At 68.4% G+C, this 13,432-nt stretch carries 12 protein-coding genes; 4 read left to right on the plus strand and 8 right to left on the minus strand.

What is annotated here, in order from left to right; all coding sequences use genetic code 11:
- Position 1: 1 nt before the first annotated feature.
- The 4 genes from lipA to sucB form a co-directional block, all read right to left on the minus strand.
- Positions 2-946, minus strand: coding sequence for a lipoyl synthase (gene lipA, locus ACZY08_RS21755; protein ID WP_463746699.1), 945 nt, complete (start codon positions 944-946; stop codon positions 2-4).
- A 4-nt stretch (positions 947-950) separates the two neighbouring features.
- Complete coding sequence (gene lipB / locus ACZY08_RS21760) at positions 951-1,625, minus strand: lipoyl(octanoyl) transferase LipB (RefSeq protein WP_463746700.1); 675 nt, start codon at positions 1,623-1,625, stop codon at positions 951-953.
- Between the two features lie 133 nt (positions 1,626-1,758).
- Complete coding sequence (locus tag ACZY08_RS21765; RefSeq protein WP_463746701.1) at positions 1,759-2,667, minus strand: TIGR01777 family oxidoreductase; 909 nt, start codon at positions 2,665-2,667, stop codon at positions 1,759-1,761.
- A 24-nt stretch (positions 2,668-2,691) separates the two neighbouring features.
- Positions 2,692-4,452, minus strand: a complete 1,761-nt coding sequence (sucB, locus tag ACZY08_RS21770) for a 2-oxoglutarate dehydrogenase, E2 component, dihydrolipoamide succinyltransferase (RefSeq protein ID WP_463746702.1) — start codon at positions 4,450-4,452, stop codon at positions 2,692-2,694.
- 213 nt (positions 4,453-4,665) lie between these two features.
- Here sucB and ACZY08_RS21775 point away from each other — a divergent pair, with 213 nt between their 5' ends.
- Positions 4,666-5,019, plus strand: coding sequence for an oxidoreductase (locus tag ACZY08_RS21775; RefSeq protein WP_463746703.1), 354 nt, complete (start codon positions 4,666-4,668; stop codon positions 5,017-5,019).
- Positions 5,020-5,086: 67 nt separating this feature from the next.
- Positions 5,087-6,823, plus strand: a complete 1,737-nt coding sequence (locus ACZY08_RS21780; protein ID WP_463746704.1) for an SDR family oxidoreductase — start codon at positions 5,087-5,089, stop codon at positions 6,821-6,823.
- 2 nt (positions 6,824-6,825) lie between these two features.
- Here ACZY08_RS21780 and ACZY08_RS21785 read toward each other — a convergent pair whose 3' ends face one another.
- From ACZY08_RS21785 to ACZY08_RS21795, 3 genes are read right to left on the minus strand one after another with little or no spacing between them, the layout of a single operon-like run.
- Positions 6,826-7,752: a lytic transglycosylase domain-containing protein gene (locus tag ACZY08_RS21785; protein ID WP_463746705.1), complete on the minus strand. Its 927-nt coding sequence runs from the start codon at positions 7,750-7,752 to the stop codon at positions 6,826-6,828.
- A gap of 26 nt (positions 7,753-7,778) precedes the next feature.
- Positions 7,779-9,296 (minus strand): leucyl aminopeptidase, encoded by a 1,518-nt coding sequence (locus tag ACZY08_RS21790; protein WP_463746706.1) that lies wholly within the window; start codon positions 9,294-9,296, stop codon positions 7,779-7,781.
- Positions 9,297-9,306: 10 nt separating this feature from the next.
- Positions 9,307-10,389: an adenylate/guanylate cyclase domain-containing protein gene (locus ACZY08_RS21795; protein WP_463746707.1), complete on the minus strand. Its 1,083-nt coding sequence runs from the start codon at positions 10,387-10,389 to the stop codon at positions 9,307-9,309.
- 66 nt (positions 10,390-10,455) lie between these two features.
- On the opposite strand from ACZY08_RS21795, the gene gcvT reads away from it, so the two are divergent.
- Positions 10,456-11,553, plus strand: a complete 1,098-nt coding sequence (gene gcvT / locus ACZY08_RS21800) for a glycine cleavage system aminomethyltransferase GcvT (protein WP_463746708.1) — start codon at positions 10,456-10,458, stop codon at positions 11,551-11,553.
- Positions 11,554-11,605: 52 nt separating this feature from the next.
- Positions 11,606-12,712 carry a branched-chain amino acid aminotransferase gene (locus ACZY08_RS21805; protein WP_463746709.1) on the plus strand — a complete coding sequence of 369 codons (1,107 nt, stop codon included), beginning with the start codon at positions 11,606-11,608 and terminating at the stop codon, positions 12,710-12,712.
- Here the strand turns inward: ACZY08_RS21805 and ACZY08_RS21810 are convergent.
- Positions 12,709-13,431, minus strand: coding sequence for an adenosylcobinamide-GDP ribazoletransferase (locus tag ACZY08_RS21810; RefSeq protein WP_463746913.1), 723 nt, complete (start codon positions 13,429-13,431; stop codon positions 12,709-12,711). The genes ACZY08_RS21805 and ACZY08_RS21810 overlap by 4 nt on opposite strands.
- Position 13,432: the final 1 nt, after the last annotated feature.

Genomic DNA, 13,432 nt, shown 5'->3' on the forward strand with positions numbered 1-13,432 from the left:
TTCAGGATACGGGGGGCTGATCGGCGAACCGAACCCGCGCGGCCTGGGCATAGAGCCTGCCCGCGCGGTACGACGAGCGCACCAGTGGTCCGGCCAGCACACCGGCGAAGCCCAGGCCCTCGGCATAGCTCGACAGCTCGACGAATTCGTCGGGATGCACCCAGCGTTCCACCGGGTGGTGACGTGGTGACGGCCGCAGGTACTGGGTGATGGTGACGATGTCGCAACCGGCCTCGTGCAGGTCGCGCAGCGCGGTCTGCACCTCGTCGATGGTCTCGCCCATCCCGAGGATTAGATTCGACTTGGTGACCAGGCCGAAGTTGCGGGCGGCGGTGATCACCGCGAGGCTGCGGTCGTAACGGAACGCCGGACGAATCCGCTTGAAGATGCGCGGCACCGTTTCGACGTTGTGCGCGAACACTTCTGGGCGCGATTCGAACACCTCTTGAAGCTGTGCCGGCTCGCCGTTGAAGTCCGGGGCCAACAACTCCACGCCGGTGTTCGGGTTGAGCTGTTTGATGTAGCGCACCGTTTCGGCGTACAACCACGCACCGCCGTCGGGCAGGTCATCTCGGGCCACCCCGGTCACGGTCGAGTAGCGCAGACCCATGGCCTGCACGCTCTCGGCGACCCGGCGGGGTTCGTCACGGTCCAACTCGGCCGGCTTGCCGGTGTCGATCTGGCAGAAGTCGCACCGACGCGTGCACTGCTCGCCGCCGATCAGGAACGTGGCCTCCCGGTCCTCCCAGCATTCGAAGATGTTGGGGCAACCGGCCTCCTCGCACACCGTGTGCAGGCCCTCACGGCGCACCAGCCCCTTGAGCTCGGTGTACTCGGGGCCCATCTTGGCCCGGGTCTTGATCCACGGTGGTTTGCGTTCGATCGGCGTCTGCGCGTTGCGCACTTCCAGACGCAGCAGCTTCCGGCCTTCAGGCACCACAGTCACAGATTCATCCTACGTTCAGAGCTACTTCCAGCCGTCCGTCCAGTGCGTCGCACACCGCGGCGGCGACACGGTCGGTGACGTCGTCGACGGTGACGAGCCGGCCGAGTTCGGCCGTCAGCGAGGTCACCCCAGCATCGGCGATGCCGCACGGCACGATCGAGGAGAAGGCGGACAGGTCGCAGTCACAGTTCAGCGCGAAGCCGTGCAGCGTCGTCGCCCGGGACACCCGGATACCGATCGCCCCGACCTTGCGGGCCGGCCGCAGCCCGTTGCCGGCAACCCAGACGCCGGAGCGTCCCTCGACCCGACCCGTCTGCAGACCGAGGTCCGCGCACACGCTGATGAGTGCTTCCTCAAGGCGCCGAACGAAATTCACCACATCCAGCGGCTCGGTCAGCCCGATGATCGGGTAGCCGACCAGCTGCCCGGGACCGTGCCAGGTGATCTTGCCGCCGCGGTCGGTGTCCACCACCGGGGTGCCGTCCATCGGACGTTCATGGGCTTCGGTGCGCTTACCGGCGGTGTAAACGGCGGGATGCTGCAACAGCAGCAGCGTGTCGGGACCGCCGGCCACCCTGGCGTCGGCGATCTCGCGCTGCAGCTCCCACGCCTCTTCATAGCCGATGCTGCCCAGCCGCCGAACCTCGAGGGGCGAGGCCTTTGAACGGATGGATGTCACAGCGTCGACGGTACGCCCCAGCTTGCGCGGGGACCCCACCCAGCTTGCGCGGGGACCCCACCCAGCTTGCGCGGGGACCCCACCCAGCTTGCGGGGGGCCCCACCCAGCTTGCTCCCGGACCCCGGACCCCGGTCACAGGTCTTTGGGTGCGGTGGCGTAGGCGAGCGCCTCGCCGATCGTGTTGTGGTGGAACGTGAAGCCTGCGCGTTCCAGTGCGGCGGGGATGGCGCGCTGGCCCACCAGCAGTCCCTCGTCGGCGATCTCGCCCAGCAGGGTGCGCAGCGCGAAACCCGGAACCATCACCGGGGTGGGCCGATTGAGGGCGCGGCCCAGCGCCGCGGTGAACTCGGCATTGGTCACCGGGGCGGGGCCGGTGAGGTTGACCGGGCCCGACAGGCTGTCGTTCGCCATCGCGAACAACACCGCGCGGACTTCGTCCTCCAGGCTGATCCACGGGATGTACTGCCGACCGTTGCCCAGCCGGGCGCCCAGGCCCAGTGCGAACAACGGTTTGAGGCGGTTCACCATGCCGCCCGAGGGGGACATGACCAGACCGGTGCGCAGCAGAACCACCCGAGATCCGGCGGAGACTGCCGGCGCGGTGGCCGCCTCCCAGTCCGCGCACAGTCCGGCCAGGAACCCGCGTCCCTCGGGTGCGGACTCGTCGGTCACCCGGTCCCGGGTGTCGCCGTAGTAACCCACGGCGCTGGCGTTGATCAGCACCGGCACCCCGGCGTCGGACACAGCGCCGGCGAGCACCTCTGTGGGCCCGATCCGGCTGTCGCGCAAGCTCTGTTTGAATGCGCCCGACCAACGCTTCTCCCCGACGCCGACGCCGCAGAGGTTGACCACCGCGTCCACGCCCTGGAGCGCGGAAGCGTCGAACTCCCCGGTGTCGGGGTTCCAGAACAGCTCGTCGCCGTTCGATGGTGCCCTTCGTACGATCCGGAGCACCCGGCGATCGGCGGCGCGCAGCGCTGATACCAGCGCCGAACCGATCAGACCGGATGATCCCGCTATCGCGATGACGGCGTCCGCCACAGTGGGGAGCCCCTCCTAACGGCGTTACAGCCCGAGATCGGCCTCGAAAGCACCCTCTTCGAGCCTGCGCTTGATGGTGGTCACGAACCGGCCGGCGTCGGCGCCGTCGATCAGTCGGTGGTCGTAGGTCAGCGGCAGGTAGCACACCGAACGGACGCCGATCGACTCGTTGCCGTACGCGTCGGAGATCACCCGTGGCCGCTTGACGATCGCCCCGGTGCCCAGCATCGCCGCCTGTGGCGGCACCAGGATCGGGGTGTCGAACAGCGCGCCCTGGCTGCCGATGTTGGTGATGGTGAACGTGCCGCCGGACAGCTCGTCGGGCTTGAGATTGCCCGACCGGGCCCGTGCCGCGATGTCGGAGATGGCGCGCGCCAGCCCGCCCAGCGACAGGTCTCCGGCGCTGTGGATCACCGGAGAGAGCAGCCCCTGGTCGGTGTCGACCGCGAAGCCGAGGTGCTCGGCGTCGTAGTAGGTGATCTCCTTGGTGTCCTCGTTGTAGCTCGCGTTGATGTTCGGGTGGATCTTCAACGCGTCGATGACAGCGCGGGCGATGAACGGCAGGTAGGTGAGGTTGACGCCTTCGCGCTCGGCGAAATCCGCCTTCGCCCGGGCCCGCAACGCCACGATCTTGGTCATGTCGACCTCGTGGGTCTGGGTCAGCTGCGCGGTCGCCTGCAACGATTCCCGCGTCTTCTTCGCGGTGATCTGGCGAATCCGGTTGGCCTTCTGCGTAGTTCCGCGCAGGTGGGCCAGGGCCGGTGCCGGGGCAGCCGACGCGGCGGCGGGTGCGGCCGAGGCAGGGGCTGCCGGTGCGGCCGGAGCCGGGGGAGCCTTTTTGGCCTCGGCTGCGGCGAGCACGTCCTGCTTGCGGACGCGACCGCCGACGCCGGTGCCCTTCACCGCGGCGAGGTCAACGTTGTTCTCCGCGGCCAACTTTCGCACCAGTGGGGTGACATACGGCGAGCCGTCTCCGGCTGCGGGCGCAGCTTCGGGTGCCGCGGGGGCAGGTGCTGCGGGAGCAGGTGCGGCAGGAGCCGGCGCCGCGGGTGCAGGCTCGGCCTTCGGTTCGGGTTTCGGTTCCGGCTTGGGTTCGGGAGCGGGTGCTGCGGGCGCCGGGGCTGCGGCCGGCGCTGCGGCGGCGTCGCCGATCTTGGCCAGCTCGCCGCCGACGGCGACGGTGTCGTCCTCCTGCGCGGTGATCTCCAGCAGGGTGCCGGCCACCGGGGACGGGATCTCGGTATCGACCTTGTCGGTCGATACCTCGACCAGTGGCTCGTCGACGCCGACGGACTCACCGACCTTCTTGAGCCACCGGGTGACAGTGCCCTCGGTGACGGACTCGCCCAGCTCGGGCATCACGACGCTGGTCGCCGAGCCGGAGGCGGCGGCCGGCGGGGCGGCGGCCGGTGCCGGCTGCGCCGGGGCTTCCGGCTCCGGTGCCGCGGTCTCCGCCGGAGCGGCCGACGGTGCGGTGGCTTCTGGTTCTGGTTCCGGTTCGGGCTTCGAGGACGGCGCCGCTGAAGCTCCCTCGGAGGCTTTTTCGGAGGCGTCGCCGATGACGGCGAGCTCGCCGCCGATCTCTACGGTGTCGTCCTCTTGGGCGACGATCTTCGTCAATACACCCGCGGCGGGTGACGGGATCTCGGTGTCGACCTTGTCAGTGGACACCTCCAGCAGCGGCTCGTCGACCTCGACGGTGTCGCCCTCCTGTTTAAGCCAGCGGGTGACGGTCCCCTCGGTGACGCTCTCACCTAGCGCGGGCATCTGGACGGAGATGGCCATGTATTGACTCCTCGGACGGTCACTTGTGACGACTCGAACTCTGGCTTACCACAGCTAGGTGCACTGGGTACGGCACCTAGATGGATTGTCGGAACCATCCTGTCACTGCAGCACCATTCGCACTCACTCAGGGTTGCTGATCCTCTGGCACTATCGAGTGAGGGTTTGCAGGGCGGTTCGTCGAACTTCCCCAGAGCTGAGGAGATCCGTCCGTTGGGCCTGTTCGATTCGTTCCGCCGAGACCGGTGGGCGCGCGGATCCGGCAACGATCAGGCCGGGGACCTGCAGTATCTGCAACGCTGGGTGGCTGAGCATGTCGGAGTCGAGGCATTTGTCGAGCCCCGCACGACGGTCACCGAGGTGACTGTGGTGCTCGTTGCTGCCGACGGGGAATGGACGCGGCGCCGCACGGGCGGCGAGGCAGGCGCGCGTCGGCTCAACGACCGGCTCCAGATCCCGGTCTATGACGTGCAGAAGGTGGGCTATCCGCAACGGATGCGCGACTACGACGCGCGTCGCCGGATCGAACGTCAGCGCGCCGTGTACCGGGAACTCGACGACCGTTAGAGTCAAAGCAACCGGTACCTCCGGTATTGGATACTGTTCGTCACAGGTACCTCGTGGAGGGTGGACTATGCAGCGCTTCGTCGACAGTGCGGACGGAACCCGCATCGCGGTTTACGAACAAGGGGACCGGCAGCGCCCCACGCTCGTGATGGCACATGGATGGCCGGACTCGCACGTGCTGTGGAACGGCGTGACGGGCGAACTCGGGGACCGCTTCCACATCGTGCGGTACGACAACCGCGGTGCCGGAGCCTCGGATGTCCCTAAACCCGTCGCCGCCTACCGCATGGACTGCTTCGCCGACGACCTGTCCGCGGTGATCGACGCCGTCAGCCCCGGCCGCCCCGTGCACGTCCTTGCCCACGACTGGGGATCGGTGGGGGTGTGGGAGTACCTCAGCCGCACCGAGGCCTCCGAGCGGGTGGCTTCCTTCACGTCGGTATCAGGACCCAGCACCGACCACTACGGCTCATTCGTGCGCGGTCGATTGGCCCGTCCGTACCGGCCCATCCGGTTCGCCAAGGCGGTGAACCTGGCATCGCGGTTCAGCTACTGGATCCCGTTCTCGGTCCCCGTCGTCGCGCCCGCGTTGATGCGGCGTGGTGCGGCGCGCCGACTGCAGGCCATCGACACCGCGGGTCCCAAATTCCAGTCCGAGACGCTCGATATCGATGCAGCAAACGGACTGAAGATATACCGCGCCAACGCCATTCGCTCGTTCACGACGTTGCGGAGCGACCATTATGTGACGGTGCCCGTGCAGTTGATCTGCAACGACCACGATCCCGTGGTGCGGGGGCACGGCTATGACGAAGCGTCGAAGTGGGTGCCGTTGCTGTGGCGTCGCGACCTGAAGGCCGGGCACTGGGCCCCGTTCTCGCACTGGCGTGCGATCGCCAACGCGACGGGCGAGCTGATCGATCACATCGAGGGCGCCCCGGCATCGCGTGCGCTGCGACGTGCACAAGTCGGCCGGTCACGCGAATCCTTCGGCGACACACTGGTTTCGGTGACCGGTGCGGGCAGCGGCATCGGCCGCGCCACGGCTATGGCCTTCGCTTCTCATGGCGCCGAACTGGTGTTGAGCGACGTCGACGAGGCTTCGGCCAAAGCCACTGCCGACGAGATCGTGTCGCGCGGCGGGCTGGCACACGCCTACGGCCTCGACGTGTCCGACGCCGAGGCGGTGGAGAGTTTCGTCGAACAGGTTTGCAGCACGCACGGGGTACCCGACGTGGTGGTCAACAACGCCGGAATCGGCCACGGCGGAAAGTTCCTCGACACCCCCGCCGACCAGTACGACCGGGTGCTCGACGTCAACTTCGGCGGAGTCGTCAACTGTTGCAGGTCATTTGCGCGACGCCTGATCGAACGGGGGACCGGCGGCCACATCGTCAACGTGGCCTCGATGGCCGCCTATACGCCGTCGGCATCGATGAACGCCTACTCCACCAGCAAGGCCGCGGTGTTCATGTTCTCCGACTGCCTGCGCGCCGAATTGAAGTCGGCGGGAGTTGGTTTGACCACGATCTGCCCGGGCATGATCGACACCAACATCATCGACACCACCCGCTTCGACGTACCCGCCGAGAAGCAGGGGCAGGTCGAACAGTTGCGGGCCCAGACTAAGAAGGTGTTTGCCGCGCGGCGCTACGGGCCGGAAAAGGTGGCCAAGGCCGTCGTCGAGGCCGTCCGTAAGGACAAAGCGATCCGCCCCGTCACCCCCGAGGCCTATGCCGCTTACGGGGTGGCACGTCTGGTGCCCTCGGCGCTGCGCCGGGTGGCGCGCTCCGGCTCGCTGTAGCGCTATTGCGGATGGGCGGCGAGGTATTCGCCTACCGGAATCGGTGATTCGGTCGCATATCCGACCGGAAGCAGGACGTCGCCCGCGGTGGACACGTAGTAGACGTCCCAGCGGTAGAACGCGCCGAACGCCGCCGGATCGGCCGAGAGTGCCGCGGCGTAGGCGTGGACCGCACGCACGTACTCGTCGGCGTTGTTGTAGCGGAACAGCGCATGGTCGGGGTTGTTCGCAAAACCGTTGGCGGCCAGATAGCGACCGGCCGCCAGGATGCTGTCCCGGGGCGCATGGATGTCACCGCCCGCACCGTAGGCCGCGAACGTGGACGGCATGAACTGCATCGGGCCCTGCGCCCCGGCCAGGCTGGTCCCGCTGACACTGCCGAAACGGGTTTCGATCAGGTTGATCGCGGCCAGGTAGTTCCAGCCCACGCCGGAGGCAGCCTCCGTCTCGCGGTAGGAATCGAGCAGCAGGTCCGCAGGCGGCGGCGGTTCGATGCGCCACGCGGGCAGCGTGTCCCGCGGCTCGGCCAGCGTGGCGAGCTGCCGCCGCGCGTCGACATTGTGGTCGTAGAACGCGACCAGATCGGCCGGGATGCGGGGCCGGACGATCGCGTCCCATTCGGGATGACGGCCGATGGCGCGGTAGGCCACCTGCTGGCGCCGGGCAGCCTGGGTGAGCGCGGCCTCCGGCGTCGACGGATTGCGCAGGGCTCGCTCGTCGGCGACCAGATCCGCCGCGAGCCGGGCCGGGTCTGCCGCCAGGCGAGGTTGCGCGGCGGTGGGGGCGGCCGGCGTGGTGGTCGCGGGGAGCATCGTCGACGTCGTCGTGCTCGGTGAAGCGGGCGCCGGCGGGTTCGGTGACCCCGAACAGCCGGCAAGCGCGGCGCCCAACGTGACGAAGATGGCGACATCGCGAAGCAATCTCGGCATCTTGTTCACTTTGGGCGGCAACATGATCAGCCGTTCACGGCTATATCCTCCAGGACTGCGAACATCGTCCGCACCGGCACCCCGGTGCCGCCTTTGGGGGTGTAACCCCAGGGGCCTCCGGTGTTGTAGGCCGGTGCGGCGATGTCGATGTGCGTCCACTGGACCCCGTCGGCGACGAACTCGCGCAAGTATGTCCCGGCCACGAGCATCCCGGCGAAGCGCGATCCGCTGACGTTCGCGAGGTCGGCGACAGATGACTTTAGGTCATCTTTCAATTCCTCGGGAAGTGGCATCGCCCAACCGTTTTCACCCACCGCCTGCGACAGTGTGGCCACTCGGTCGCGGAACTCCTCGCTGCCCATCACGCCCGGTGTACGCGCACCGAGCGCGACGGTCTGCGCACCGGTCAACGTGGAGGTCTCGATCAGGTAGTCCGGCTCGTCCTCGCACGCCCGCACGATCGCGTCGGCCAGGATCAACCGGCCCTCGGCGTCGGTGTTGAGCACCTCCACCGTGATGCCGCCGTACTGGGTCAGGACATCGCCCGGGCGCTGCGCGGTAGCCGACGGCATGTTCTCGGCCATCGGCACGGTCGCGATGACCTCGATCGGCAGATTCTGCTTGGCGGCCAGCGCCACGGTCGCGATCACCGCGGCGGCCCCACCCATGTCCGAGGTCATGTGATGCATGTTGGCGGCCGGCTTGATCGAGATGCCGCCCGTGTCGAACGTGATGCCCTTGCCGACCAGCGCGACGCGCTTGGCCTTCTTGTTACCGGCACCCCGGTGGATCAACCGCACCAGGCGCGGCAGGCGTGCGGAGCCCTTGCCGACCCCGACAATGCCGCCGTAGCCGGCCTTGGTCAGGGCCTTGTCGTCGAGCACCTCGACCTCAAGTCCTACCGCGTCGCCCAAAGCCTTTGCCCGCTTGGCGAATTCGTCGGGAAACAGGTGGCTGGGCGGGGTGTTCACAAAATCGCGGGCCGTGGCCACGGCGGAGGCTACGTCCACCGCTCGCTGTGCCTCTGCCTTGGTTGCCGCCTTGGAATCGGCGGCCAGCGCGGTGATCGCGGTCAACCCGGCGTCGGTGGGTGCGGTCTTGGCGCTGCGGAAGTCGCTGAAGCGGTAGGCGCCCAGGATCAATCCCTCGACGGCGGCCTCCAGATCGACAGCCGACAGCACGGTCACCACCGTGGCGACCTTGTCCAAAGCCCGCGCAGCGGTACCGGCTGCCCGACGGATCACGTCGGCGGGCCACTCGTCGCGCGGCTTGCCCAGACCGACGGTCAGCACGCTGGCGACCGGCAGCGACGCGACGACCAGACGGTGTGTCTGCCCCTCGCCGCCGGTGGCTCCCAACGCCTGCAGGCCGGATTCGACGGCGGCCACCGCGTCGGCGTCGAGGTAGGGCCCCGCCGCAAGGACCTTCGGACCCGCGTCGTCGCTGACGACGCCGATGACGAGGACGGCCTCGGCGACCCCCTTGCGGGGCAACGACGAGCTGACGGTGACGGTGGGGGCCTGGTAGCCGGGTGCGCTGCTCACCCGGTTCACCCTAGAGTCCGGCGAGCGGATACGCCGGGACCGGTGCGTCGAAACCCTTCAGCGTCAGCGAACGGACCGGCGCGAACGCCCGGGTCGGCAGCAGATCGCGCAGCGGCTCGGAGACCAGGATCTGGGCCGGTTCGGCCGCAGCGACCAGTCGGGCTGCCCGATTCGCGGGGTTACCGAAGTAATCGCCACCGACGGCCAGCATCTCACCGAAATCGAGACCGGCCCGCACCTGCAGGCCGGTTTGGGCGGCGCGGGGATGAGTGACGAGGTCGAAGGCCACCTGCAGCACGTCGGCGGGTTCGGAGCCGACCCACATGATGGCGTCCCCGATGAACTTCACGACGCGGCAGCCGGCGGCGTGGACGACCGCGGTACTGGTGGCGCTGAACTCGTTGAGCAGTGCCGAGAGTTCGGTGGTGGTCAACATCTGGGTGAGTGCGGTGAATCCCGACAGATCGGCAAAACCTATGCCGCAGTAGACGCTGGATGTTCCGTCGCGCACCACATGTTCGAAATAGCTGCGCGCACTCATCACGTGGTGGCGGTGCACCGCATCGACCATCGACCCGATCCGCGGGATGAAACCGGCGGCGGCCCGGTAGGCCTTGGCGGTGACAAGCTCATCGTGGGTGATGCCCAGTTGGATGTCGGGGGTGTTGGCCCGGCTCATCGACGACAGCGCCTCGGCCAGCCGGGCCATACCCGCGCCCACCACGCGAAGCAGGCCGGTGGCCTCGGCGTCGCCGACCAGTACCCGCAGCTCCGCCCACGTTCGCAGGGTCTCCAGATCGGCCCGGCTCAGAGTCTTGACGTCGCAGCCGGCCACCGTGAGGCCCAGTGCGGCCCAGGCCCGCTGCACGTCATCGAGCGGAACGCCGATCTCGGCCGCCACATCCGCCAGGCAGAATTCCGGCGGCCCCGACCACTGCAGGACATCGCCGGCCAGCCCGAACAACCGGCCGCGCGACTCCGCCTCGACCATCTGCTCGGCGGTGAACCCGAGAGAGTCCAGGTACTCGATGAGCGGGGCGCGCTCGTGTGCGTCGGTGATCCCGGCCGCCGCGAGTGCATCCAAATCGACCACCAGACAAGTGTGCAGCCGGTGGCCCGATCAGGCGGTCCGTTCTGGCGTGCGGATTAGGGTGAAACCGTGACTGACGATCTGCTGCACGGACCGCTGGAAGACCGCCATCGCGAACTGGGAGCCAGTTTCGCCGAATTCGGTGGATGGCTGATGCCGGTGTCCTACGCCGGAACTGTCTCCGAACACAACGCCACGCGCGACACCGTGGGCCTCTTCGACGTCAGCCACCTCGGAAAGGCGCTGGTCAAAGGTCCGGGGGCGGCGGCCTACGTCAACTCCGCCCTCACCAACGACCTCAACCGGATCGGCGTGGGCAAGGCGCAGTACACCCTCTGCTGTACCGAGTCAGGCGGTGTTGTGGACGACCTGATCGCCTACTACGTCTCCGACGACGAGATCTTCCTGGTGCCCAACGCCGCCAACACCGCGGCCGTCGTTGCCGAACTGCAGAAGAACGCCCCGCAAGAGCTGACCATCACCGACGAGCACCGCTCCTACGCCGTGCTGGCCGTGCAGGGGCCGGAATCCGCCGAGGTACTCGACGCGCTTGGGCTGCCCACCGACATGGACTACATGGGCTACGCCGATGCCGAATATGACGGCGTGTTCGTGCGAGTCTGCCGCACCGGCTACACCGGCGAGCACGGCTACGAGCTGCTGCCGGCCTGGGACCGGGCCGGCGTGGTGTTCGACGCTCTGGTCGCGGCGGTGCGGGCTGCCGGCGGCGAACCTGCGGGCCTCGGCGCCCGCGACACCCTGCGCACCGAGATGGGTTACCCGCTGCACGGCCACGAGCTGTCGCTGGACATCTCGCCGCTGCAGGCCCGCTGCGGCTGGGCGATCGGCTGGAAGAAGGACTCCTTCTGGGGGCGCGAGGCGTTGTTGGCCGAGAAGGAGACCGGCCCGGCCCGAGTGCTGCGCGGGCTCAAGGCCGTCGGCCGCGGGGTGCTGCGCGCCGACCTCGCGGTGCTCGACGGGGACACCCAGATCGGGATCACGACCTCGGGAACGTTTTCGCCGTCACTGAAAGTCGGCATCGCCCTGGCGCTCATCGACACCGCCCACGACGTCGCCGACGGGCAGCGGGTGAATGTGGACGTGCGTGGCCGCGCCGTCGAATGCGAAGTGGTCAAGCCACCGTTCGTGGCTCCGAAAACCCGCTGAGGCCCCGCTCCCGCGGGGAAATACGTTAGTGCTCGGGCGATACAATCGCTGCATGACTAGCGGCCATCTCGAGTTCACGGTTTCAGCCAACGCGAATCCGGCGACCGATGCGGTACGCGAATCCGTTCTGGCCAACCCGGGTTTCGGCAAGTATCACACCGACCACATGGTGGCCATCGACTACACCGCCGGGCAGGGCTGGCACGATCCGCGGGTGATCCCGTACGGGCCGATCGAGCTCGACCCCTCGGCCATCGTGCTGCATTACGCGCAGGAAGTCTTCGAAGGGCTCAAGGCGTACCGCTGGGCGGACGGCTCGATCGTGTCCTTCCGGCCGGAGTCCAACGCTGCGCGGCTGGGTACCTCCTCGCGGCGGCTGGCCATCCCCGAACTTCCCGAGGACCTGTTCATCGAATCGCTGCGCCAGCTCATCGCGGTCGACGAGAAGTGGGTGCCGGCAGCCGGCGGCGAGGAATCGCTGTACCTGCGGCCGTTCGTGATCGCCACCGAGCCGGGCCTGGGTGTGCGCCCGGCCAACGAGTACCGCTACCTGGTGATCGGCTCGCCGGCCGGTGCCTACTTCAAGGGCGGCATCAAGCCGGTCAGCGTGTGGCTGTCGCACGAGTACGTGCGGGCCTCACCCGGCGGCACCGGCGCGGCCAAGTTCGGCGGCAACTACGCGGCCTCACTGCTCGCGCAGGCCCAGGCCGCCGACAACGGGTGCGATCAGGTGGTTTGGCTCGACGCGATCGAGCGCCGCTACGTCGAGGAGATGGGCGGGATGAACCTGTTCTTCGTCTTCGGCAGCGGCGGATCGGCCCGCCTCGTCACACCGGAGCTGTCCGGCTCGCTGCTGCCGGGTATCACGCGAGATTCCTTGCTGCAGTTGGCCACCGATGCCGGATTCGCGGTCGAGGAACGCAAGATCGACGTCGACGAATGGCAGAAGAAGGCCGCCGCGGGCGAGATCACCGAGGTGTTCGCCTGCGGTACGGCCGCGGTGATCACCCCGGTTTCTCACGTGAAATACGCAGACGGTGAATTCACCATCGCCGACGGGCAACCCGGCGAGATCACCATGGCGCTGCGCGACACCCTGACCGGGATCCAGCGGGGCACCTTCGCCGATACCCACGGCTGGATGGCCCGGCTGAACTAGCCGACCGCCAGGCCGAGGGCAGTCAACGTCGTCGTCACCTCGACGGCCGCACCGAGCACGTCGCCGGTGATGCCGCCGAACCGTCGCACGCAATGGGCTACCAACAGAGCCGAACAGCCCACCGTGACCAGCACCACGACCGGGCCCTGCCACATCCGTGGGCCCGCCCACGCGGCCGCCGCAGCCACCGCGATCAACCAGGCGGCCACCACAGCCATCGGCTGACTGGCCGCCACGGCGCCGCCGAGCGAACTGCCCGCCGCCGCGGGCACCGAACGGCGGCAGGCGATCACCGCCGCCACCCGGCCGGCGGTGACGGCGACGACGATCGCGACCGCCTGGAGCTGAGCGAATGCCATTGCCTGGCAACCGATCACCACGATCACCGCGGCGACGCCGAACGGCCCGGCCGAACCGTCCCGCATGACCGCCAGCGCGCGCTCCGGCGGGCCGTAACACCCCAGACCGTCGACGGTGTCGCAGAAGCCGTCGATGTGCAGCCCACGGGTGCCCAGCAGAAGTACGGCCACCGCCAGTAGGCCGGGCAGTGCACTCCCGGTGCCGAAGGCCCACTGGCCTCCGGCGACCACCGCGGCCGCGAGCGCGCCGAGCGCCAGGCCGACCAGCGGCAGGGCAGTGAGCGCCCCACGGCCGATGCCGGCTGACGTTCTCACCGGTAGCACCGTGCCGAACGCGAAAGCCCCGCCGAGTGCGGACATT

Source organism: Mycobacterium sp. IDUB_9 (assembly GCF_055419505.1).

What these genes read in the sequence shown, in the direction of transcription:
- sucB (WP_463746702.1), bottom strand. Translation starts at nt 4,452, where the DNA reads ATGGCCATCTCCGTCCAGATGCCCGCGCTAGGTGAGAGCGTCACCGAG.
- ACZY08_RS21780 (WP_463746704.1), top strand. Translation starts at nt 5,087, where the DNA reads ATGCAGCGCTTCGTCGACAGTGCGGACGGAACCCGCATCGCGGTTTAC.
- ACZY08_RS21785 (WP_463746705.1), bottom strand. Translation starts at nt 7,752, where the DNA reads ATGCCGAGATTGCTTCGCGATGTCGCCATCTTCGTCACGTTGGGCGCC.
- ACZY08_RS21805 (WP_463746709.1), top strand. Translation starts at nt 11,606, where the DNA reads ATGACTAGCGGCCATCTCGAGTTCACGGTTTCAGCCAACGCGAATCCG.
- ACZY08_RS21810 (WP_463746913.1), bottom strand. Translation starts at nt 13,431, where the DNA reads ATGTCCGCACTCGGCGGGGCTTTCGCGTTCGGCACGGTGCTACCGGTG.